Origin of the sequence: Lentzea sp. NPDC102401, assembly GCF_044765805.1 — a bacterium.
Classification (GTDB): domain Bacteria; phylum Actinomycetota; class Actinomycetes; order Mycobacteriales; family Pseudonocardiaceae; genus Lentzea; species Lentzea sokolovensis.
The window spans coordinates 584,503-606,340 of sequence record NZ_JBIWKS010000002.1 but is presented as its reverse complement, the minus strand read 5'-3'; the positions used below and the strand labels follow the sequence as shown (position 1 = coordinate 606,340).

Sequence of the window (21,838 nt, the reverse complement as noted above, 5' to 3'; positions counted from 1 at the left end):
TGCCTCCTGGCGCGAGTCATCCCGACCCTTCAGGACATCGCGACCGGATGAGCGGACGTTAGCCTCTTCTCGAACCAGTGATCGGAGTATTCGGCTGCGTTGTACGGAGCAATCTCCACGAACCCGTGCTTGGCGTACAGGCTCCGCGCCTCCACGAGATCATTGCGCGTGTCGAGCCGCAGCACGGTGACGCCGCGCTTCAGAGCTTCGGCCTCCATCGCGACGAGCAACGCCGACGCGGCGCCCTGCCCGCGGAACGGCGTCCGCACGAACATCCGCGTCAGCTCGCCGACACCGTTGTCGAGGAAGCGCATCCCCAGACAGCCGACATCGTTGCCATCGCACGACACCACGAGGAACACGGGCACGTCGTGGTCCTGCTCGTCGCGCTCGTAGGCGTCGATCTCGGCGTCGTTCGTCGGACGCCCCCAGTAGCGGCTGATCATCTCCGCGTTGTACTCGCGGTTGAGCGGCGAACGCGCGGCGTCGGTGGCCGTCACGGTCCAGTTGGTCATGCCACCATCATCGAAAGCCCGTCCACTGTGATTCAGGTCACTGCAACACTGGTACCGCGGGAAGCCAACTGGGGGCGTGATGTTCGCGGAGCTGTTCGACGAGCACGCCCATCCACTGCACAGATACCTGGCGCGGCGGGTGGGCGTCGACGTGGCTGACGACCTGGTGAGCGAGACCTTTCTCGCCGCCATGCGCGGAGAGGAGGGCTATGACCCGAAGAGGGGCAGCGTCGTCGGCTGGCTCTACGGCATAGCCACGAACCAGTTGCGCGGCCACGCCAAGCGCGAGAGCCGCCTGCTGCGCACCGCCGAACGGTACGGCGTCGACCTCGGTGTGGCCGAGTCGCTGGAGCACACGGTGGTCACCCGCATCGACTCCCGCGCACACCTGCGCCGGATCGCCCGCGAGCTGGCCAGGATGACCCCGGTCGACCGCGACCTGGTGCTGCTCGTGTCGCTGGCCGGCCTGTCCGTGCAGGAGGCGGCGGAAGCCCTCGACCTCAACCCCGGCACCGCCCGGTCGCGTCTGCACCGCCTGCGCGCGAAGCTGAAGGAAGTGGAACATGCGTGACGCGTTGGACGACGACCTCGCCGAGCTCTACTCCGTGCGGCCGGCCGACGACGTGCGGCTGGCACGGTTGCGCGAGCAGTTGTTCGCCGAGAAGCCCCAGCCCCGCTCGCGGCGCTGGGCGGGCATCGCGGCGGCGGCCGCGGCGGTGGTGGTGATCACCGGGCTCGTGGTGACGCTGCGGCCGGTCTCGCGCGACGCGCCCGCGACGATGCCGGTCGCGCCCGCCACCTCGTTGGTGGAGGCGGCGGCGATGCTGGAGCGGATCGGGCAGCCGACCGCGAAGTACCAGCACGTGAAGTACCAGGTGTGGCAGCTGGTCACGGATGCCGCGCCGCCGTTCGACGCGACCTCGGTCAAGTTCGAGTACGACGTGTGGCTGCCCACCGCACCGGGCGAGATGGTGGTGATCTACCGCAGGTTCACCGGCGAGCACCGAGCGGTCACCGGTCCGCAGCGGCCGATCAAGGACATCGAGGACCGGACCACCGGCGCGGTCCTCTGGAACTCGTTCTGCGCGGCCACACCGTGCCAGGAGGACAGCCTCTCGAAGCCGTTGCCCGCCGACGACCGGGAGAGGCTGGAGGCCGCGGCGCCGGCGTTGCTCTCCCCCTACACCACCACCGAGGAGACGGCCGCGCTCTACCGCAGGCTGGCCGAGGGGCCCGGGATCCGCTGGGACGGCGGAAGGGTGTTCGCCGAAGGCAGCCGGTTCGCCTACCAGATCGATCCCGCCACGGGTCAGGTGACGCGCATGGACGTGGAGGCGCCGCCCGACACCAGGTTGCCCGGTGGCACGCTGACGTTGAGCGTCATCGTCACCCGCGAGTGGAGCGATCAGCGCCCGTCGTAGCTGCGCGGCAGGTACCAGGCCAGGGCGGCGCGCAGCTCGGCGACGTCGCGCTCGCGCCGCCGCCTGGTGCGCTCGTGGGCGACCGGGAACACCCGCACTCCGCCGTGGTGCGCGCCGAAGAAGCGACGCGGAGCGGGGTCCTTCAGCCAGACGACGACCCACGGCCGTTTCTTGTGCGGCACCACGCGCACCCGTGCGAGCTCGTACCACCAGTACTGGTGGAACTTGCCGTTGCGCGTGGTGGCGATGCCCTCGCGGCTGATCTCGATGACGACCTTGCGGCGGGCGGCGGCGCTGAAGTACCGCACCGCGCGCACGACGAGCACGCAGAACGCGGCCAGGGCCAGCAGCTGCGTGGCGCCGTTGGCCTGTGCGGCCGGGTCGGCGATCGCGGCCGCGAGCAGGGCCACGGCGAGGTTCAGCGCGCCCCACGCCATCGGCACGAACCGCGACGTCGAGAACGTCGCGGCGGCGGGCGTCATCGGCGCGGGAAGCTTGCTGGTCGGCGCCTTGGGTGTGACGACCTGGCTGAGCAGGCGCGTCACCTCGGCCGGTTCGGGACGCTTGGCCGGGTCGCGGTGCATGCACTTCTGCACCAGCGGCCGCAACGGCTTGGGCACGCCGTCGATGTCCGGCTCGCCGTGCGCGGCCTTGTAGAGCAACGTGGCCGTCGGCCCCTCGCCGAACGGACCCTTGCCCGTCGCCGCGTAGACCAGCACGGCGCCGAGAGCGAACACGTCCGACGGGGACGCGACGTCCTGTCCGGTGATCTGCTCGGGCGACAGGAAGCCGGGCGTGCCGAAGACCATGCCGGTCTCGGTCAGCGCCGTGTGCTCCATCGCGCGCGAGATGCCGAAGTCGATGACGCGGGGCCCGTCGGCGCCCAGCAGCACGTTGGACGGCTTGAGGTCGCGGTGGACCAGGCCGGCCCGGTGGATCGCGGTGAGCGCCTCTGCCAGACCTTCCGCGAGGCGTCTCAAATGGTGCTCCGGCAACGGACCGTGCCGTTCGATCGCTTCCTGGAGCGTCGGGCCGGGCACGTACTCCGTCGCCATCCACGGCCGGGGCGCGCGCGTGTCGGCGTCCACGACCGCCGCCGTGCCTGCGCTGCCGACCGCACGGGCCATCTGGACCTCGCGGCGGAACCGCTCGCGGAAGCGCGGGTCGTCGGCGAGCTCGGCGCGGGCGACCTTGACGGCGACCTGGCGTCCGTCGCTGCCTTGTCCCAGGTAGACCGTTCCCATGGCACCACGACCAAGCCTGCCCAAGAGCAGGTAGTCCCCAATGCGCTGTGGTTGGTCCACCTTCACCGGATCGAGGGTAGCGGGAACTCGGGCCGAAACCTCACATCTGAGTAGATCTACGTATCGTTGTCGTCCATGGGCAAGACCCGCTTGTACCGCAACGGCGAACTCGTGGACAGGGACTTCCCGGTCTCCGAGATCACGAAGCACGTCAAAGATCACTCCGCAGTCGTGTGGTTCGACCTCTGCGCGCCGTCTCAGGACGAGATAGGTCTGCTGCGCGACGAACTGGGATTGCACGAGCTCGCGATCGAGGACGCGTTCACCGAGCGGCAACGCCCGAAGGTCGACCGCTACCCCACTCACCTGTTCCTGAGCGTCTACGCCGTCAAGTACTCCGAACACGAGATCAAGGCGTGCGAGGTCGACGTGTTCGTGGGCAAGAACGTGCTCGTGACGGTGCGCGAGAGTGAGGACTACGACCTCGCGGGCGTGCAACGCCGGTGGGACAGCGCGCACACGCTGGCGTCGTCGGGCGTCGGATTCCTGCTGCACGGCCTGCTCGACGACGTCGTGGACGGCCACTACGCGGCGGCCCAGAAGCTCGACGACGACATAGAGACCCTGGAAGACCACATCTACGACGAGAAGCCGCACGTCGGCCGCAGGGCGTTGCAGCTACGGCGCGCGTTGGTGCAGCTCAGGCGTGTCGCGTTGCCGATGCGGGAGGTGCTGGGTTCGCTGACGCACCGCGAGCACGACATCGTGGACGACGCGATGATGCCGTACTACCTGGACGTGAAGGACCACACGCTGTTCACGGCCGAGCTGACCGAGTCGATGCGGGAGCTGGTCACGAACCTGCGCGAGGCCGAGGCGATGATGCAGGGCAACCGCCTCAACTCGATCATGAAGAAGGTCACCAGCTGGGCCGCGATCATCGCCGTGCCGACGGCGATCTCCGGCTATTACGGTATGAACGTCCCGTACCTCGGCTTTGGGCAGAAATGGGGCTTTTGGCTGGCCACGCTGGCCATCTTCAGCCTCTCCTACTTCCTGTACCTGATGTTCAAGCGCCGCGACTGGTTGTGAGGAACCACCTGTGAAGATCCACCTGACCCGCCGCGACGAGCTCGCGATCATCACGATCGACGCGCCGCCGCTCAACCTGTACTCCCTCGACCTCGACGCCGAGTTCCACGAGGCCCTGGACGAGCTCGGTGACGCACGGGCGTTGCTGGTCAACGCTACGGGCCGGGTCGTGTCGGGCGGTGTCGACGTGTCGCTGTTCGCCGCGCAGGAGTACCGCGACGAGGCGCAGCAGCTGTTCGACCGCATGCTGCTCCTGCCGCAACGCCTCGCCGCACTGCCGATCCCGACCGTCTTCGCCGCGCACGCCCTGTGCCTGACCTGGGCTTTCGAGCTGGCGGTGGCGTGCGACCTGATCCTGGCCTCCGAGAAGGCCCGGTTCGGGCTGGTCGAGAAGGTCGTGGGCCTGACGCCGACGATGGGCGGCACGCAGCGTTTGGCCGCACGGGCGGGCGTGGGTCGCGCGAAGGAGTTCGTGATGACCGGCGACCTTTACGACGCGGCCACGCTGGAACGGTGGAATGTCGTCAACCGGGTGTTTCCCGACGAAGGTTTCGCATTGGCCGCGGAGCAGTTCGCGCTGAGTCTCGCGGCCGGTCCGACGCAGGCACATTTTGCGACCAAACAGGTGCTCGCACATTTCGAGAACGGGGGCGTGCCGGAGGCCGACGCCCACGTCACGACGATCGCGTCGGCGCTGTTCGAGACCGAGGACCTGCCACGCGCTGTGCACAGCTTCCTCACGGACGGTCCCGGTCGCGCGACATTCACGGGTCGCTGATCTCACACATCAAAGAATCATATGGCTCGGTGATTAAACCGTGATCTACCTGCTCACACGGATGGAGCATTCCCCGCCAGGCGGAAGATGATGTTGCGCCGCAACGAGATCCGCTTGACTCCTCCTGTCGTCCCAGGCATCGTGCTGACCGTTCAACGGCCCCGTACGAACTCCGTCGCACGAGATTTGTACACATTCCGCAACGGCCGACGACACAATTAGCGAGTTCACGGTCCCCCGTCGTGAACGCGCGTGGAGGTAGAACCAGCCGTGAGACCCAGATTGGCCCTACTGCTGACCGGTGGTGTCATCGTGTTGGCCGCCTGCTCCCCGACCAAGGCGGCCCAACCGACACCGGTGGCGGAGAGCACCAGCGCCACCTCGACCAGCACCGCGGCCAGCAGCTCGTCCGCCGCCCCGAGCAGTTCAGCGGCACCCAGCAGCTCCACCACGCAGACCGCCACCAACGGCCCCGTGAAGCCCCCGGCGAACTCCCCCGCCCCGGCCGGCTCCCCTGGCTGGAAGCTCACCCAGGCCAACACCGGCCTCGCGGCCCACGGCCTGAACTGCGACTCGCTGCCGCTCTACACCGGTCCCGGCGCCCCCGCCGCGGGCACCGTGATCTCCGGCAAGCGCGTCGAGCAGGCCCTCACGCTGTTCGCGGGCAACATCACCGTCGAGAAGTCCTGCATCCGCCCGAAGAACCTCGGTGAGACCGCCCCGCTGATCACCACGAACGGCCCGTGCGGCAGCAACTCCTGCCAGGTCACCGGCGCCCCCGTGACGATCCGCGACTCGAACATCGACGGCTCGGCCCTCTCGGCCAAGACCATCGCGGGCTCCTGCGCGTTCCTCGGCGTCGGCACCCTGCAGCGCAACTACATCAGCGGCATGGGCTCCGGCATCTGCTTCTACAACACCGGCAGCTCCCTGAGCGGCCTCGCCGAGGGCAACTACGTCCGCGGCCTGCGCTCGGACGGCGAGTCCCACAACGACGGCGCCACCGTCCGCGACTTCCCGCTCGACAAGAACGCGGGCCGCACCCTGACGTTCCGCAACAACCGCATCGACTGCTCGACCGGCAACGACACCGGCGCGCTGTTCATCCAGACCTACGGCGGCGACATCGACAACGTCACCGTCGAGGGCAACCTGCTGGAGGGCGGCGGCTACCAGCTCGGCCTGGAGTCGGGCTTCGACAACCTCTACGGCCGCAACATGAAGTCCATCAACAACCGCTTCAGCGGCACCGGATGGGGCGCGGCCTACGTGAGCCAGAAGGGCGCCTCGTACAAGTGGGCGGTGTGGCAGGACAACTTCCTGCACGACGCCAACGCGCCGGACGCCAAGGGCAAGCCCGCGGGCACCCCGTAGTCCCGTGACCGCCTGCGCCGCCGAGCCCTCGCCGGCGGCGCAGGCGGTGCGTGAGCTCCGTCAGGCGGTGCCGGAACGGCGCTCGGCCTCGGCGAGGCGTTCCTCGAGGGCCCGAATGCGGTCGTAGAGATCGACCAGGGTCACGCCGTCGGCCACCACGCCGGGGCGCTGCCAGTGCCTGCGCACGAAGTCCTCCCGGCTCTCCTGCGGTGACTGCTGGAACCCGGAGAAAGGCGAAGCACCGGGTGCCGTGTCCGACGTGCGTGTGCCCAGCGCGCCGAACAAGGACTTCTGCAGCTTCATCACGGCCATCCCACCGAGCACGATCACCACGAGAGCGGTGACGGGTATCAGCAAAGCCCAAGCGCCCGACATGAGAACCCCCTGATCCTGGGACAGCGGAGATCGACTCTACCGGCCGCGGCACACCCGCTCAGCCGTTGTCGCGGAACTTCAGCCACCGTCCGCTGAGCGAGTCCCAGATCTCCTGGTACCGCTCGAACATCTCCCGCACCCGCTCGGGATCCACGTCCGCGGCCGGGGTGGACGCCACGTAGTAGGCGAGGTCGTCCTCCAGCCGGTGGAACTGGTAGCTGGCCTCCTCCATCAGCACCCACAGCGAGCGCCACGCGAAGAACGGCTCCAAAGCGGACACCACGGTCACCACCGCCACGAGCGAGAACGCCGTTCCCGTCCAGGGGTCGAGGTTCTGCAGGCCGAGAATGATCGTCGACACCGCCGAAAGCACCAAAGTGGTCAGTCGGACAGTTACGGACTTCCACCTGAACCGCTGCTTGCGGGCGCGCGCGTACGCGTGTCCTCGTTCGATCTGCCCGAGCAGGTGCTGTGCGAGTTCGTGCGGCTTCAGGCCGGACGGCAAGTCGGTCACCGGCAAGACAATAGTTTCGAGGTAGCTTCCCCGCGTGCAGTTCGATGGACCGAGAACCTTGCTGGCCGTCCACGCTCACCCCGACGACGAGTCGCGGTCGACCGGAGGAATCCTGGCCCACTACGCCCGTCAGGGCGTCCGGATCGTCCTCGTCACCTGTACCGGTGGCGAGCTGGGCGACATGCCCGGTGGCATCAAGCCCGGCGAGCTGAACCACCACCCGCAGGCGGTGGCGGCGCGCAGGCGGGCGCAGCTCAACGCCGCGTGCGATGTGCTCGGCATCACAGACCTGGAACTGTTGGGGTACCACGACTCCGGCGAGACCGGCGAGGTGCCGCCCGGCGCGTTCTGCTCGATCCCCGTCGAGACGGCGGCAGGACGGGTGGCCGCGCTGATCGAGCACTTCCGGCCGCAGGTGGTCGTCACGCACGACCACCACAATCCACACCAGCACCGTGACCACGTCCACGCCGCGCGCGTCGCGCAGCACGCGGTCAAGGAGACCGGCATTCCGGCGAAGCTGTACCTGGAAGCGCACGACAGCCTCGCCACGACCACGGTCGACACGTCCGCGGTCGCCGACGTGAAGCGCAAGGCGTTGTACTGCTACGAGAGCCAGTCGCTCATCGGAAAGCTGACGGCGCAGCAACGGTTCGCGGCCGAGTCGTACATCCGCGCGATCGACACGACCGGCGCGCCGTTGCCGGAGACCGATCTCTTCGCCGGCATCACCCACCACGGGCCGGATCTGCCGCGGTGGTGAAAGCCGAGGGGCGTTCGTCCTGAAGACGAACGCCCCTCAGAAGCCGCTACAGCGGGAGTGCGGACAGCAGGCTGCTCGCGAGATCGCTCGCCTGGGCCAGCAGGCTGGAAGCCTGGTGCACAAGACCGCTGATCATGTTCATGAGTCCAGCCACGGCGAGAACCTCCCGGCAAGTCCCGGCGGGCCGTTCCCACCGGGTGTTGCCGGAATCAAAGCGCTAGCACAACAAGAGCGCGCGCCCTGTCACACCATTGAGCTAAATGGACAGTCTCAAGTGGACTAGCGGCGACCCAGTGACGTGCAGGTCAGCCCCGCGCGCCGGATCACGTCCGGGTCCAGGATGTTTCTCGTGTCGACGACGACAGGCTGCCGCACGGTCTCGGCCAGGCGAGACCAGTCCAAAGACCTGAACTCCGGCCACTCGGTGAGCACGACGAGGGCGTCGACGTCCTTCGCCGCCTGGTACGGATCGTCCACAACGGACACCGGACCGAGGTCCGTGCCACCGGCCAGCGCCGGGTCGTAGCCGACGAGCTCGGCGCCCGCCTGCTTCAGCAACGCCGCCACGGCCAGCGCCGGGGAGTCGCGCAGGTCGTCCGTGCCGGCCTTGAACGTCAGGCCCAGCAGGCCCAGGCGCACGTGGGACAGCGAGCCGCCGCGTTTGCCGGTGACGGCCAGGCGGACCTTCTCGACCATCCGCTGGCGCTGGCGCTCGTTGGTGTCGATCGTGGCGCGCAGCAGCCGGAACTCGAAGTCGGCGGCGTCCGCGACCTGGAGCATCGCGTGCGTGTCCTTGGGCAGGCACGAGCCGCCCCAGCCGGGGCCCGGGTTGAGGAACGCCTGGCCGATGCGCTTGTCGTAGCCCATGCCCTCGGTGACGTCGGTGATGTTCGCGCCGAGCCGCTCGCACAGCTCCGCGACCGCGTTGACGTACGAGAGCTTCATCGCCAGGAAGCAGTTCGCCGCGTACTTGACCATCTCGGCCGAGGCCGCGTCGGTCAGCACCGTGGGCGCACCAAGGCGTGCGTAGAGCGCCGCCACGCGCTCGGCCGCGTCCTGCTGGTCGCAGCCGACGACGATGCGGTCGGGGTTCAGGAAGTCGTGCACGGCCGAGCCCTCGCGCAGGAACTCCGGGTTCGAGACGACGGCGACGTCGTCACGGCGCAGCAGTTCGGCGGTGCGGATCGAGGTCCCCACCGGCACCGTGGACTTGTTGACGATCACGGTGCCGGACGGCAGCAGGTCGCGCGTCTCGTCCACAACGGACTCGACCGCGGCCAGGTCCGCGATGCCGCCGACACCCATGGGCGTCGGCACGCACAGGAACACGACCTCGGCGTCGGCCACCGCGGCCGACGCACCCAGGACGAAGGACAGGCGACCGGAGGCCAGGCCTTCGGCGACCAGCTCGGCGAGGCGCGGTTCGAGGATGTCGACCTCGCCCCGCGAGAGGCGTTCGACCTTGCCCGCGTCGACGTCCGCGCACACCACGCGGTGGCCCAGCGAGGCGAGGCAGGCACCGGTGGTCAGACCGACGTAGCCGGTGCCGACGACAGCGATCCTTCTGACGAACATCATTCTCCCGTTCGGGTCACGGCGAACGCGCGGAGCACGGCGTCGTCGCTCACGTCGATCATCTTGTTGCCCCACTGGTCGGTGCCGGCGCCGAGCTCCGGCCTGCCGTCGGGGAACGGGCCGCGCGAGGCGAAGCCGGTGAGCCCGTCGAACACGGCCACGTAGTTCTCGGCCTGCGGGCGCCAGTCGAGCACGGCCTCACAGCGGCGACGGCCTTCGAAGCCGAGGCGCGCGCGGCGTTCCGCGTCGTCGAGCAGGTCGAGCAGCGACGTCGTGAACGCCTCGACGTCACCCGGTTCGACCAGCACGGCGCACTCGCCGGCGGACACCACGGTCTCCTGCAACCGGTACGTGACGACCGGCAGCGCGTAGGCCATGTACTCCATGGTCTTGTTCATAGTGGACACGTCGTTCAAAGGCGACAACGGATCCGGGCCCAGTCCGACGGACGAAGTCGACAGGTAACGGGTGATCTGTTCGGGCCCGACCCGTCCGGTGAACTCCACGTACGGATCGAGCCCCCAGGCCGTGGCCTGCTTCTTCAGGTCTTCGAGGCAGTCGCCGAAGCCCAGCAGCGCGAAGCGGACATCGGTGCGCCCGCGGTCGAAAACAACTCTCCGTGCGACTTCCAGGACTCCGTCGACGCCGTCCTGCGGTCCCATGATTCCGAGATACGCCACCAAGTGTTTGCCGCCGCGTCGGAGTTCGTCCACGCCCTCGACAGGCCGCATCACGGTGGTGTCCGGGCCGGAGCGCACGACGGTGGTGTGCTCGGGCGGAACGTCGCCCCGCGTCCACGCGATCTTCTGGTACGAGGTGTTGGTCGACGTCACCCGGTCGGCCGTGCGGAACGTCCGGCGCTCCAGCCACTTCAGGATCCGGTACTGCAGCTTGCCCGCGAACCCCGTGGGCTCACCGAAACGAGACAGGAAGACCTCGGGGTTGAGGTCGTGGTGGTCGAAGACGAACTTCACGCCACCGAGCCGCCACAGCAGCGCGAGAGCCCAGTACGTGTCCGGCGGGTTGCACGCCTGCATGACGTGGAAGCGTCTGCGGGCACGCACCTTCACGCTCAGCAACGCCGTGCGCACCCAGCAGTACAGGAACTCCCACGCATAGCCCAGCGCCCCCTCGGCCTGGGGCGGCGGAGCGTACTTGTACAGGTGCACTCCGTCGAGAAGTTGGTAGGCGGGGTCACCCGGACCCTTGGGGCAGATCACCGAAACCTCGTACCCGGCGGCGGTCAGGGCACGGCATTCCAGCCACACCCGCCGGTCCAGCGGCACGGGGAGGTTCTGCACGATGATCAACACGTGAGGCGATGACGTCACGCTCTGGTTCTCGTTCCGGAGGGCAAAACGGTTACACCTTGGCCGATTCTCGTAACGGAGGTTGCAAACGGCTCGATGTAGCGCGCAGAGCCCCAAAATGCGAGGAGCGGTTGTGGAACGGTCACCTGTCGCGGTGGTCATCGTCACGTACCAGAGCGAACAGGTCATCGAGGGATGCCTGAACTCGTTGCCCGACGGTGTGAAGGTGATCGTCGTCGACAACGCTTCCACCGACGGCACTGTGTCCTCCGCCACTCGGCCGGGCGTGCACATCGTGCGAAACCCTGTGAATGCGGGATTCGCGGCCGGTGTGAATTCAGGGATCAAAGCCGCCGAGGGCCACGACGTTCTCGTCCTGAACGCCGACATCCGGTTGCACCCCGGAGCCGTGGAGACACTCCGCGCCGCCGACAGGCCGATCGTCGTGCCGCGGCTGGTGGACGATTCCGGTGAGCTGTCCCACTCGCTGCGCCGCAGGCCACGCGCCGCCGGAGCGTTCGCGGAAGCCCTCATCGGCGGCGGCCGCGCCGGGCGGATCGGCCTGGGCGAGACGGTCACCGACGACAAGGCCTACCAGGGCGCGCACGCCGCCGACTGGGCGACAGGCTGCGCGTGGCTGATCAAACGGGAAGTCATCGAACAGCACGGCCTTTTGGACGAACGCTACTTCCTCTATTCGGAGGAAACCGACTACATGCTGCGCGCCGGCGGCGTCTGGTTCGAACCGCGCGCCACAGCCACGCACATCGGCGGCGAGGTCTCCACGAACGCCCGGCTGTGGTCGATGCTCACCCAGAACAAGGTCCGCCTGCACCGCGAGCTGCACGGCCGGTTCGCGGCACTCTTCATGTGGCTCGCCATGGTCGTGAACGAAGGGCTTCGCGCGCGTTCGCCGAAGCACCGCACCGCGTTGAAGGGGCTTTTCCGCATGCGCCGCTGGCCGGAGGAAGTGGCCTCCGAGGGCCCGAGCTACCTGTGCTTCTCGGCTCAGGACTGGTGGTACCACAACCGCGCCCACTCGGACTTCCAGCTGCTGCGCCGCGTCGCGAAGCACCGCAAGGTGTTGCTGGTCAACAGCATCGGCCTGCGGATGCCGTCGCCCGGCAAGAGCACGCAGTTCCTGCGCCGGATCCTCCGCAAGGCCAAGAGCGTCGCGATGCTGGTGCGTCAGCCGATCCCGGAGACGCCGAACTTCTACGTGATGACGCCCGCTCCCCTGCCGTTCTACGGCAAGCCGTGGCTGCGCAAGCTGAACTCGGTCCTCGTCCGCACGCAGGTGAAGGCGGTCTGCTTCTTCCTCAGGATGGGCACGCCGGTCGTGGTCGCCACGATCCCCACCGCGTGGGACGTCGTGAAGCCCATGAAGACCAAGGGCCTGGTGTTCAACCGCTCCGACCGGCACTCGGCGTTCCCCGAGGCCGACCAGGGCACCATCGCCGGGCTGGAGAACCAGCTGCTGTCCAATTCGGACTCCGTGCTCTACGTCTCGCGCGCCCTCCAAGAAGAGGAATCCGCGCTGACGGGAAACCGGGCGCACTTCCTCGACCACGGCGTGGACGTCGACCACTTCACCCGCCGCACCGAACTGCCCGCGGACATCGCGAGCATCTCCGGCCCGCGCATCGGGTTCTTCGGCAGCCTCGACGACTACCTCGTCGACTTCGACCTGATCGAGAAGGTCGCGCAGGAGTTCCCCGAGGCGTCGGTGGTGCTGATCGGGGACGCGACCTGCTCGATGGAGCGCTACGACAAGTACCCGAACGTCCATTGGCTGGACTTCCGGTCCTACGACCAGATCCCCGGCTACGGCTCGGGGTTCGACGTGGCGCTGATGCCGTGGCTGGACAACGACTGGATCAAGCACGCGAACCCGATCAAGATGAAGGAGTACCTGGCCCTGGGCCTGGCCGTCGTGTCGACGGACTTCCCCGAGGTCGAGCGCTACTCCGACGTCATCCGGATCGCCCAGGGCGAGGCCGACTTCATCGACCAGATCCGGCTCACGCTCAAGGACGGCGGCCTGAAGACCCCGGCCGAACGCCGTGCGGCCGTGCTCACCGCCTCCTGGGACTCCCGCGCCCGCGAGCTCATGCAGATCTCTGAAAAATCCTCTTCTGGGGAGCGCTAGACGTGTGCGGCATCGCAGGCATCAGAAGGTTCGACGGCGCACCCGTCTCCCGTGAGCTGCTCGCCGAGATGGCGAAGCGGCTGCACCACCGCGGCCCCGACGACAGCGGCTTCTTCTCGGACGGCTCGATCGGCTTCGCGCACACCCGGTTGTCGATCATCGACCTGGCCGGGTCGCCGCAGCCGATGGCGGGCGCGTCCGGCACCACGCAGATCGCGTTCAACGGCGAGATCCTGAACTACCGGCAGCTTCGCGAGACCCTCAGCTACCCGTTCCGCACGAACGGCGACACCGAGGTCCTGCTGGCGCTGTACGAACAGCACGGGCCGTCGGCGGTCGCCAAACTGCGCGGCCAGTTCGCCTACGCGATCCACGACGCCCGCACCGGCGAGACGCACCTGTTCCGCGACCGGCTCGGCATCCTGCCGCTGTACTACTACGCGGACTCGAAGATGTTCGCGTTCGCGTCCGAGATCAAGGCGCTGCTGCCGGCGATCGGCGCGGCCGAGGTCGATCACGAGTCGCTGCACGACTACCTGGCGCACCGGTCCGTCCCAGCGCCCCACACGCTCGTCAGAGGCGTCCACAAGGTGCCGCAGGGCCACCACCTGGTCGTCACCGCGAAGGGCGAGGTGCGGACCGAGGCGTACTGGGAGCTGCCGCGCGAGTCGGAGATCAGGCAGGTGACGCCAGAAGAGGCCGTCCGTCTGGTCGACGAGGCGCTCACGGCCTCCGTGCGCGACGCTCTGGTCGCGGACGTGCCGGTCGGCGCCTACCTGTCCGGTGGCGTCGACTCGTCGCTCATCACGGCTCTGGTGGCGCGGGAACGGGGTGACGCGGAGCTGCACACGTTCTCCGCGGGCTTCGGCGACCCGCGCGTGGACGAGATCCACCACGCCGAGAAGGTCGCCCGCCTCGTCGGCAGCCGCCACCACAACGTCATCGTCACGGCCGACGACTTCCGCGACAGCTGGGCCAAGCTCTCCTGGCACCGCGACGCGCCGCTGTCCGAACCGGCCGACGTGGCCGTGTTCCGCCTGGCCGAACTCGCCCGCAGGGACGTGAAGGTCGTGCTGTCCGGCGAGGGCAGCGACGAGCTGTTCGGCGGCTACCCCAAGTACCGCTTCGCCACAGCCACCCGGCTCGCCGGTGCCGCGCCGTCGTTCGCGCTGAAGCGCCTGGAGAAGGCCCTGCCCGCCTCGAAGGCACGGCTGGGCGTCGCCCTGCGGGCGATCTCCGAACCCTCCTACGCCGAACGCATGCGCGGCTGGTTCGCGCCCTTCACCGTGTCCGAACGGGCAACGCTGCTGGGCGGTCCCGCCACCCGGTCCGTGCTGGCGCCGTACGAGAACGGGCGCGGGGACGCGTTGCGGCGCATGCTCTACGCCGACTCGCACACCTGGCTCGCGGACAACCTCCTCGAACGCGGCGACCGGATGTCGATGGCCGCGTCGCTGGAACTCAGACCTCCCTTCCTCGACCACCGCGTCGCGGAGCTGGCGTTCTCGCTGCCCAGCAACGTGAAGGTGCGCGGCGGCACGACCAAGTGGGTCGTGAAGGAGGTGGCGCGCCAGCACCTGCCGGCCGACATCGTCGACCGGCCGAAGTCGGGCTTCAAGGTGCCGCTCGACGCCTGGTTCCGCGACGGCCTGCGCGACATGGCCTACGACCTGCTGACCGGGCCCACGTCGTTCGTGGGCAAGACCTTCGACCGAGCCGCGGTGCGCTCACTGCTCGACGACCACGACTCCGGTGACCGCAACGAGCAGCCGCGCATCTGGACGCTGCTGTCGCTTGAGGTGTGGCACCAAACGCTCAGCTGGTAGGACGGTCCATGAACAGGGATTTCGTTTCCGGGGCAGGTGGGTGACCCGTGTACGTCGCCTCCTCCCGCCCGGCCAAGACCGACTTCCGCAAGCGGTTGCCCGGCACGGTGTTCGCGCTCGGCACGGTCAGCCTGCTGACCGACGTCTCCGCCGAGATGATCACCGCGTTCCTGCCGGTGTACCTGCTCTTCACGCTGCACCTGGGTTACGCGCAGTTCGGTCTGCTGGACGGCGTCTACACCGGTGCGACGGCCCTGCTGCGGCTCGTCGGCGGCAGCGTCTCGGACAGGTTCCGCAGGCCCAAGGCCGTCGCCGCGGCCGGCTACGGGCTCTCGGCGCTCACCAAGGTCTTCTTCCCCCTGGTCGGCGCCTCCCCGTTCGGCATCGGCGCCCTGATGGCGGCGGACCGGGCCGGCAAGGGCATCCGGACCGCCCCGCGCGACGCGATGATCTCCCTGGCCACGCCGGAGGATCGGCTCGGTGCCGCGTTCGGCGTGCACCGCAGCATGGACACGTTCGGCGCGCTCCTGGGCCCGCTCATCACGTTCCTGCTGCTCACGCAGATCGGGATGGTGCCGGGGCCGATCTTCGCGGTGTCCGCGGCGTTCGCGGTCATCGGCCTGATCGTGCTCGTCTCGTTCGTGCGGGAGAAGCCGGCCGCGGAGAAGCCGAAGGGGCCTCGGCCGTCGTTCCGGGCCGGGCTCAACCTGCTCACCGACAAGCACTTCCGCCGCACGACCATCTCCGCCGGGATGCTCGGGCTGGCGACGGTGTCGGACGCGTTCGTCTACGTGCTGGTGCAGAAGGCCACGAACATCTCGCTCGGCTTCCTGCCGCTGCTGCCGCTCGGCACGGCGGTCGTGTTCCTCGCCGCCGCCGCGCCGCTCGGGAAGCTGTCGGACAGGGTGGGGCGCTGGCGGATGTTCCTCGCCGGCCACGGACTGCTGCTCGGCGTGTACGCGCTGCTGTTCATCCCCGAGGGCGGCAGGGGTGTCGCGATCGCGGCTCTGCTGCTGCACGGCCTTTTCTACGCGGCCACGGACGGCGTGCTGTCGGCCAAGGTGAGCGAGTCTGCTCCGGAGTCGTTGCGGGCGTCCGGACTTTCCGTGGTGCAGACCGGACAGGCGCTGGGGCGTCTCGTTTCGTCCGTCGCGTTCGGACTGTTGCTGCAGTTCTCCAGCTTCGGGACGAGCGTCACGGTGGCGGTGTGTGCGCTCACCGTGACGCTGATCGCGGCCTACGGAATCAACCGCGAGACGCCAGCTTCTGTTTGATCTTCTCGAAGCCGCCCTTGCCGAGCACCTTCATGGCCGCGTTCTTCGCGGCCACGCGTCCCGAGTCGCGCACGAACCGGACCGGCTGATCCACCAGGCGGTCCTGCGCCACGGCGAGCGAGCCCGGCGCCGCCACGTCGTCCAGCGAGTCCCCGAACGACGCCTTGTACGGCTCGGGCGAGACCAACCGGCCGCGTGTGCGGTTCGACACGTTGCCGCCGTGCACGACCTGCAGCCAGCCCGGCGCCCCGTCCAGTTCCACGACGGGGAAGTGCAGGTGCATGTGGTTGTGCCAGTGCGCCCAGCACGTGACCGGCTCGTCCCAGGACTCCCGCACCGAGACGAAGGCGTTGTGCCGGTCGACCCGGTGGTACAGCCCGCCTGGAGACTTGATCAGGCCGTTGACCAGGTAGTACGCGGCGGTCGTGGTGGGGCGGGGAGCGGCGCAGAGGCGTTCCACGAAGTCGACGGCGAGGCCGTCGTCGTTGTCGAGGTTCGTGGTGATGAGCTCGTCGCCGACCTGACCGTAAAGCGATCGGATGTCCGATCTCAGTTCTTCCCGCGATACTTCCGCACGGTAAACGGGCGTGTACGCGTCACCGTGTGAGGCGATTTTGTCCTTGAGCCATTGCGGTGATTCGGGGTCGAAATAGATGAGCCAACGCGTCCGTTCGTCCGTCTGAGCGAGCACCGATGGCAGGCAGTAGCGCTCGAACAGCGCAACGCGTTCGGTCAGCCACCCTTCCTTTGCCCGGACGTAACTCTCGGCACCCTTCGAAGGCAGGTTGAAGCGCGTCAGGATGACGTGGTCGGCCATGACTCCCCTTACTCCGGTCATCCCTACATCGCCTGATGGGCCCAAAACGTTGCGGGGCTAACGAATGCGAACCCACACCGATAGTGAGGTTGTGCCAACGCTTCCCACAGTGGACGTCGTGATCCCCTGTTACAACTACGCCCACTTCCTACCGGCCTGCGTCCGCAGCGTCCTCGACCAGCCTGGCGTGGACGTCCGAGTGCTTGTGATCGACGACACGTCGTCGGACAACACGCCTGAGGTGATGGCCGAGCTGATGGCCGCGGACAAGCGCGTCGAGGGCTACCGGCACGAAGTGAACAAGGGGCACATCGCCACCTACAACGAGGGCCTGCTGGACTGGGCGAGCGCCGACTACACGGTGCTGCTGTCCGCGGACGACCTGCTGGCGCCGGGAGCACTCCAGCGTGCCGCCGAGGTCTTCGAGCAGAACCCCGAAGTGGGCATGGTCTACGGCCGCGTCGTCTACTACAGCGACCACGACGCGTTGCCGAGGGTCGCTCAGCTTCCGGCCACGTCGAGGGTCTGGCGCGGCGACGACTGGATCGAGAACCGCTTCCGCAGCAGCCGCAACGTGATCTCCTCGCCGGAGGTCGTGGTGCGCACCAAGATCCAGCAGAAGGTCGGCGGCTACCGCTCGGACCTCCCCCACGCGGGTGATCTGGAGATGTGGCTGCGCATCGCCGCGGTGTCCGACATCGGGTACGTCAGCGGCAGGCCCGGCGCGTACTACCGGGTGCACGAGAACTCGATGATGCGCACGACGTTCAAGTCGGTGTTCGCCGACCTGGAGCAGCGCCGGGACGTGTTCGACCTGGTTCTGGAGCAGAACCCGAGCCTGCCCGCGCGACTGAAGACGCTGGCGCACAAGGCGATCGCGAGCGACGCGCTGTGGCGCGCGGTCCGGCTCCATGACAGGAACCAGCTCGACGGCACCGAGCAGGAACTCCTCGACTTCGCCCGCGAGACCTACTCGCGGCTCGAAGAGTTGCCGGAGTACAAGGCACTGCTGCGGCGCAAGAAGTTCAGCCCGCGTTTCCTGAGCCGTACTCAGTTGTTCCTCGCACCCCACGCCGTCAAGCGCGCGAAGCTGTGGATCGGCACGCAGCGCTGGAAGTGGCGGGGCGAGTGGTGAGCACGGACACCGGCCGGCTCGAAGGCGAGGTCTCCTCGGCGATCCGCTGGAGCGCCGTCAACTCACTCCTGCAACGACTCGCCGCCGTCGGCATCAGCGTCCTGCTCGCGCGCCTGATCGCGCCCGAGCAGTTCGGTGTCTTCGCGGTCGCCCTGGTCGTGCTCAACATCGTGCTGAGCGTGTCCGAGCTCGGCGTCAGCGCCGCCCTGGTCCGCCACAACGGGCCGATCGAGGAGATGGCGCCGACGGTCACGACGCTGTCCCTCGCGTCCGGCACGCTGCTGGCGTTGATCTGCGCGGTCGGCGCGCCGTGGTTCTCCAACGCGATGGACGCGCCGGAGGCCGCCGGGGTCATCCAGCTGATGTCGGTCGCCCTGATCATCGCGGGCGCGACCGCGGTGCCCGGCGCGATGATGCAGCGGAACTTCCGGCAGGACCACAAGTTCTACGCCGACACCGCCGCGTTCGTGGCGGGCACGGCCGTCGCGGTCGTGCTGGCGCTCATGGGCTTCGGCGCGTGGAGCCTCGCGTGGCAGCGGATCGCGCAGAACCTCTCCGCCGCGGTCATCATGTTCTGGCTGACCAAGGACAGGTTCCGGCCCGGCTGGAATCGGGTGCAGGCCAGGGAACTGCTCGCGTTCGGCCTGCCGCTGGCCGGATCGAGCCTGCTGATCTTCGGCGTGATGAACGTCGACTACATCGTCGTCGGCGCGGTGCTCGGCACCATCCCGCTGGGCTTCTACCTGCTGGCGTTCAACCTCGCGAGCTGGCCGGTGGCGGCGTTCAGCGCCCCGGTCAGAAGCGTGTCGCTGGCCGCCTTCTCGAAGGTCCGCGAGGATCCCGACCTGTTCCAGAAGGCGTTCGGCCGCGCGCTGGGCCTGCTGGCGCTCGTCACGGTGCCCGCGTGCGTGCTCCTGGCCGCCTTGGCCGAGCCGCTCATCCGCGTCGTCTACGGCGAGCGCTGGTCCCCCGCGGCGACGGCGCTCGCGTTGCTGGTGCTGCTCGGCGCGGTCAGGGTCGCCCTCGAACTCGGCTACGACTTCCTCGCCTCGGCCGGCCGATCGCGAGCGATCCTCGTGATCCACGTGGTCTGGCTCGTCGCGCTGGTGCCGTTGCTGGCATTGGGCGCGCATCTCGACGGCATCCGGGGCGTCGCGGCGGCCCACGTGATCGTCGCCGTCCTGATCATCACACCCGCGTACCTGGTCACGTTCAAGCCCTACGGCATCCGGGCCGGCGCGCTCGGCACCAGGCTGCTGCGGCCGTTCCTCGGCGGTGTGCTGATGGTCGCGGTCGTGCTCGTGGTCCGGAACGTGGTCGACAGCGAGGTGCTGCAGATCCTCGTCGGCGGCGCGCTGTCCTGCCTCGCCTACCTGCTCGTGGTGTTCCCGATGAGACACGAGATCCTTGCGGTGCTGAAGAAGAGGGCCGACGCGTGAGGCGACTGAGGCAGGTCACGAAGATCGTCCGCGAGCAGGGCGCGAAACAGCTCGGCGTCCGCCTGCTCACCGCCGCGACCCGCAGACTCGGCGCCGAGGGCGAAGAACTGCCGGTGCGTCTCGAGGACGTCCGCAAGGCCGACGTCGAGCAACGCAAGCCCGTGGTGATCCCGCCGATCCCGCCGGACGGCAGGCTCACGATCAACTGGGTCACCACTCCCCCGTCCAAGGGATCCGGCGGCCACACCACCATGTTCCGGCTCATCCGGCACCTGGAGTCGCTCGGCCACGAGTGCAGGCTCTACCTGTACGACACGTTCGGCAACACGGTCGCCGACCTCGAACCCGGTGTCAGGGCGGCGTTCCCGTTCTTCCGGGGCTCGATCCACGACGTGACGGACGGCATGGCGGACGCGCACGCGGTCTTCGCGACGGCGTGGATCACCGCGTACCCGGCGTTCAACGACCCTTGCGCGGGCAAGAGGTTCTACCTCGTGCAGGACTACGAACCGTGGTTCTACCCGTCCGGCGGCCTCTACGCGCTCGCGGAGAACACGTACCGGATGGGCATGCACGGCTTCACCGCCGGCCGGTTCCTCGCCGACAAGCTCCTCGACGAGCACGGCATGCCCGCCGACCACTTCGACTTCGGCTGCGACGCCGACAGGTACAGGCTCGGCGACGACAGGCGCGACGGCATCGTCTTCTACGCCCGCCGCAAGGCACCGCGCAGGGCGTTCGAACTCGGCGTGCTGGCGCTGGAGGTCTTCGCCGAGAAGCACCCGGACCTCAAGATCCACGTCTACGGCGAGAAGGTCGGGCAGCTCGGACCGCAGTTCCACGACCACGGCCTGGTCACGCCCGACGACCTCAACGCCATCTACAACCGGTGCTTCGCCGGGTTGTCGCTGTCGATGACCAACGTGTCCCTCGTGCCGCACGAGATGCTCGCGGCCGGATGCATCCCCGTGGTGAACGACGCGCACTTCAACCGCGTAGTCCTGGACAACGACCACGTCCGGTACGCGACACCCACCCCGCACTCACTGGCGCGTGCTTTGTCCGAAGTGGTCACATCGCCGGACTTCGACGCGGTCGCCCGTGCGGCCGCGTCCAGTGTGGAGGGACGTTCTTGGGATGCGGCAGGACATGAGCTGGAAAAGGTGCTCCGCCGCGAACTCGCTACATGACCGGGGACGGCGACGTGGCGTCCTGGATCAGCACCCGAGCGTCCTGCGAGCCGTCGGCGGGAACCACGTGAACGGCGGGCAACTTGGCGTCCTTGGGCACCGCGGCGAACGCGAGCTCCGTCCCGGTGAGCCACGTCGCCTGGTCGTCGACACCGGCCGTGCCGGGCAGCCGCTTCTCCGTGTTCGTGGCGAGGTCGAGCACCGCGAGGTCCCACGGCCCGAGGCGGCCGATGCGCTTCTTGTACGCGACCTTCGTGCCGTCCGGCGACAGCGACGGACACTCCGCGTCACGGCGCAACGACGTCACGGACTTGCTCACCAGATCGCCCTTCACCAGCCAGGTGAAACCACCGCTGGCGAGCGTCGCGTAGAAGGTCAGGTCGTTCGAACCCACCGTCAGACCCCAGTAGTTGGCGTCACTCGCGGTGAGCGGAGCACCCTCCACAGTGGCGGCGAAGTGTTCGAGCGACTCGACGGTCTCGCCGGTGCGCACGTCGAAGTAGCCCGTCCGGGTGGAGAAGCCGCCGGGAACCGAGTACGAGTCACCGGTGACGAAACTCGTCCAGGACACCACGTTCCCGGACTGCGACACCTTCGCACGGCTCGGGATGCCCGGCAGCGGAACGGTCTTGATCGGCTTGCCGCCGCGGCTCACCTCGGCCGCGTAGGTCGGGCCGGGACCGGAGAGCTTGAGGCACACACTGGTGCCGCCGGCGGCGTAAAACCGCTGGCAGGCGAGTTCCATCTGGGTACGGGTGCCGCCGTCGGCGAGCTTCTCGACACGGTTCTGGCCTCCGGCGAGATCGACGAAGAGAAGATCGCCGACCTTGGCCTGCGTCACCTGTTCGGTGCCGCCCGACTGCTTCGCGTCGGTGGCCGCCGTGACGACGTAAGCCGTTGTCCCGCCGATGACCACGAGAATGGCCGCGACGGTCACGGTCAGACGTCCTGCACGCATGCTGCCTCCTGGTTTCCACCTGTTCATCGCCGTACAGCTACGGCCTGTAACAGTTGGCAGCTCACCCCGATTTTCAAAGCAGGCGATAC

21 protein-coding genes are annotated in these 21,838 nt (G+C 68.3%); 12 read left to right on the top strand and 9 right to left on the bottom strand.

All coding sequences use genetic code 11. The annotated features are described in order from the left end of the window. Positions 1-29: 29 nt before the first annotated feature. Positions 30-515, bottom strand: a complete 486-nt coding sequence (locus tag ACIRG5_RS08230) for a GNAT family N-acetyltransferase (protein WP_402902018.1) — start codon at positions 513-515, stop codon at positions 30-32. 79 nt (positions 516-594) lie between these two features. Here ACIRG5_RS08230 and ACIRG5_RS08225 point away from each other — a divergent pair, with 79 nt between their 5' ends. Both ACIRG5_RS08225 and ACIRG5_RS08220 read left to right on the top strand, forming a co-directional pair. Continuing rightward, entirely contained in the window at positions 595-1,086 is a 492-nt protein-coding gene (locus ACIRG5_RS08225; protein ID WP_402903085.1) for an RNA polymerase sigma factor, read from the top strand. Continuing rightward, a complete protein-coding gene (locus tag ACIRG5_RS08220; protein ID WP_402902016.1) occupies positions 1,079-1,936 on the top strand; it encodes a hypothetical protein in 858 nt (285 codons plus the stop codon). Before ACIRG5_RS08225 ends, ACIRG5_RS08220 begins: the two co-directional genes overlap by 8 nt. Here ACIRG5_RS08220 and ACIRG5_RS08215 read toward each other — a convergent pair. Next, the gene (locus tag ACIRG5_RS08215) at positions 1,921-3,240 is read right to left on the bottom strand and encodes a serine/threonine-protein kinase (protein ID WP_402903082.1); all 1,320 of its coding nucleotides are present in this window, start codon (positions 3,238-3,240) and stop codon (positions 1,921-1,923) included. The genes ACIRG5_RS08220 and ACIRG5_RS08215 overlap by 16 nt on opposite strands. Positions 3,241-3,315: 75 nt before the next feature. Between ACIRG5_RS08215 and ACIRG5_RS08210 the strand changes: the two genes are divergently transcribed. Then, positions 3,316-4,272, top strand: coding sequence for a magnesium transporter CorA family protein (locus ACIRG5_RS08210; protein WP_402902014.1), 957 nt, complete (start codon positions 3,316-3,318; stop codon positions 4,270-4,272). A 10-nt stretch (positions 4,273-4,282) separates the two neighbouring features. Continuing rightward, positions 4,283-5,050 carry an enoyl-CoA hydratase/isomerase family protein gene (locus tag ACIRG5_RS08205; RefSeq protein ID WP_330277498.1) on the top strand — a complete coding sequence of 256 codons (768 nt, stop codon included), beginning with the start codon at positions 4,283-4,285 and terminating at the stop codon, positions 5,048-5,050. A gap of 227 nt (positions 5,051-5,277) precedes the next feature. Here the strand turns inward: ACIRG5_RS08205 and ACIRG5_RS08200 are convergent, their stop codons facing one another. After that, a complete protein-coding gene (locus tag ACIRG5_RS08200) occupies positions 5,278-5,502 on the bottom strand; it encodes a hypothetical protein (RefSeq protein ID WP_402902011.1) in 225 nt (74 codons plus the stop codon). A 22-nt stretch (positions 5,503-5,524) separates the two neighbouring features. On the opposite strand from ACIRG5_RS08200, the gene ACIRG5_RS08195 reads away from it, so the two are divergent. Then, entirely contained in the window at positions 5,525-6,424 is a 900-nt protein-coding gene (locus ACIRG5_RS08195; RefSeq protein ID WP_402902009.1) for a hypothetical protein, read from the top strand. A 60-nt stretch (positions 6,425-6,484) separates the two neighbouring features. Here ACIRG5_RS08195 and ACIRG5_RS08190 read toward each other — a convergent pair whose 3' ends face one another. Beyond that, positions 6,485-6,799: a hypothetical protein gene (locus ACIRG5_RS08190; RefSeq protein ID WP_402902006.1), complete on the bottom strand. Its 315-nt coding sequence runs from the start codon at positions 6,797-6,799 to the stop codon at positions 6,485-6,487. A 58-nt stretch (positions 6,800-6,857) separates the two neighbouring features. Then, positions 6,858-7,313 carry an SLATT domain-containing protein gene (locus ACIRG5_RS08185; RefSeq protein ID WP_402902003.1) on the bottom strand — a complete coding sequence of 152 codons (456 nt, stop codon included), beginning with the start codon at positions 7,311-7,313 and terminating at the stop codon, positions 6,858-6,860. Positions 7,314-7,347: 34 nt separating this feature from the next. On the opposite strand from ACIRG5_RS08185, the gene ACIRG5_RS08180 reads away from it, so the two are divergent. Beyond that, positions 7,348-8,076, top strand: a complete 729-nt coding sequence (locus ACIRG5_RS08180; protein WP_402902001.1) for a PIG-L deacetylase family protein — start codon at positions 7,348-7,350, stop codon at positions 8,074-8,076. 279 nt (positions 8,077-8,355) lie between these two features. On the opposite strand, the gene ACIRG5_RS08175 is transcribed toward ACIRG5_RS08180, so the two are convergent. Together ACIRG5_RS08175 and ACIRG5_RS08170 are read right to left on the bottom strand one after the other, a co-directional pair. Then, positions 8,356-9,651 (bottom strand): UDP-glucose dehydrogenase family protein, encoded by a 1,296-nt coding sequence (locus ACIRG5_RS08175; protein ID WP_402901998.1) that lies wholly within the window; start codon positions 9,649-9,651, stop codon positions 8,356-8,358. Continuing rightward, the gene (locus ACIRG5_RS08170) at positions 9,651-10,982 is read right to left on the bottom strand and encodes a glycosyltransferase family 4 protein (RefSeq protein ID WP_402901996.1); all 1,332 of its coding nucleotides are present in this window, start codon (positions 10,980-10,982) and stop codon (positions 9,651-9,653) included. Before ACIRG5_RS08170 ends, ACIRG5_RS08175 begins: the two co-directional genes overlap by 1 nt. A 112-nt stretch (positions 10,983-11,094) precedes the next feature. Between ACIRG5_RS08170 and ACIRG5_RS08165 the strand changes: the two genes are divergently transcribed. From ACIRG5_RS08165 to ACIRG5_RS08155, 3 genes are read left to right on the top strand one after another with little or no spacing between them, the layout of a single operon-like run. Further along, positions 11,095-13,110 (top strand): glycosyltransferase, encoded by a 2,016-nt coding sequence (locus ACIRG5_RS08165; protein ID WP_402901993.1) that lies wholly within the window; start codon positions 11,095-11,097, stop codon positions 13,108-13,110. Between the two features lie 2 nt (positions 13,111-13,112). Further along, positions 13,113-14,936: an asparagine synthase (glutamine-hydrolyzing) gene (asnB, locus tag ACIRG5_RS08160; protein WP_402901990.1), complete on the top strand. Its 1,824-nt coding sequence runs from the start codon at positions 13,113-13,115 to the stop codon at positions 14,934-14,936. Between the two features lie 47 nt (positions 14,937-14,983). After that, positions 14,984-16,210 carry an MFS transporter gene (locus tag ACIRG5_RS08155; protein WP_402901987.1) on the top strand — a complete coding sequence of 409 codons (1,227 nt, stop codon included), beginning with the start codon at positions 14,984-14,986 and terminating at the stop codon, positions 16,208-16,210. On the opposite strand, the gene ACIRG5_RS08150 is transcribed toward ACIRG5_RS08155, so the two are convergent. Beyond that, positions 16,182-17,027, bottom strand: coding sequence for a glycosyltransferase (locus ACIRG5_RS08150; protein ID WP_402901985.1), 846 nt, complete (start codon positions 17,025-17,027; stop codon positions 16,182-16,184). The two genes, ACIRG5_RS08155 and ACIRG5_RS08150, sit on opposite strands and share 29 nt — an antisense overlap. A 109-nt stretch (positions 17,028-17,136) precedes the next feature. On the opposite strand from ACIRG5_RS08150, the gene ACIRG5_RS08145 reads away from it, so the two are divergent. Genes ACIRG5_RS08145 through ACIRG5_RS08135 form a run of 3 tightly spaced genes read left to right on the top strand, consistent with a single transcriptional unit; the run spans position 17,137 to position 20,791 of the window. Then, a complete protein-coding gene (locus ACIRG5_RS08145) occupies positions 17,137-18,162 on the top strand; it encodes a glycosyltransferase (protein WP_402901982.1) in 1,026 nt (341 codons plus the stop codon). Then, on the top strand, positions 18,159-19,601 hold the full coding sequence (locus ACIRG5_RS08140; protein ID WP_402901979.1) for a lipopolysaccharide biosynthesis protein: 1,443 nt from the start codon (positions 18,159-18,161) through the stop codon (positions 19,599-19,601). The genes ACIRG5_RS08145 and ACIRG5_RS08140 overlap by 4 nt, the downstream gene beginning before the upstream one ends. Next, the gene (locus ACIRG5_RS08135; protein WP_402901976.1) at positions 19,598-20,791 is read left to right on the top strand and encodes a glycosyltransferase family 1 protein; all 1,194 of its coding nucleotides are present in this window, start codon (positions 19,598-19,600) and stop codon (positions 20,789-20,791) included. Before ACIRG5_RS08140 ends, ACIRG5_RS08135 begins: the two co-directional genes overlap by 4 nt. On the opposite strand, the gene ACIRG5_RS08130 is transcribed toward ACIRG5_RS08135, so the two are convergent. Further along, a complete protein-coding gene (locus tag ACIRG5_RS08130) occupies positions 20,784-21,749 on the bottom strand; it encodes a TolB family protein (RefSeq protein WP_402901973.1) in 966 nt (321 codons plus the stop codon). The two genes, ACIRG5_RS08135 and ACIRG5_RS08130, sit on opposite strands and share 8 nt — an antisense overlap. Positions 21,750-21,838: the final 89 nt, after the last annotated feature.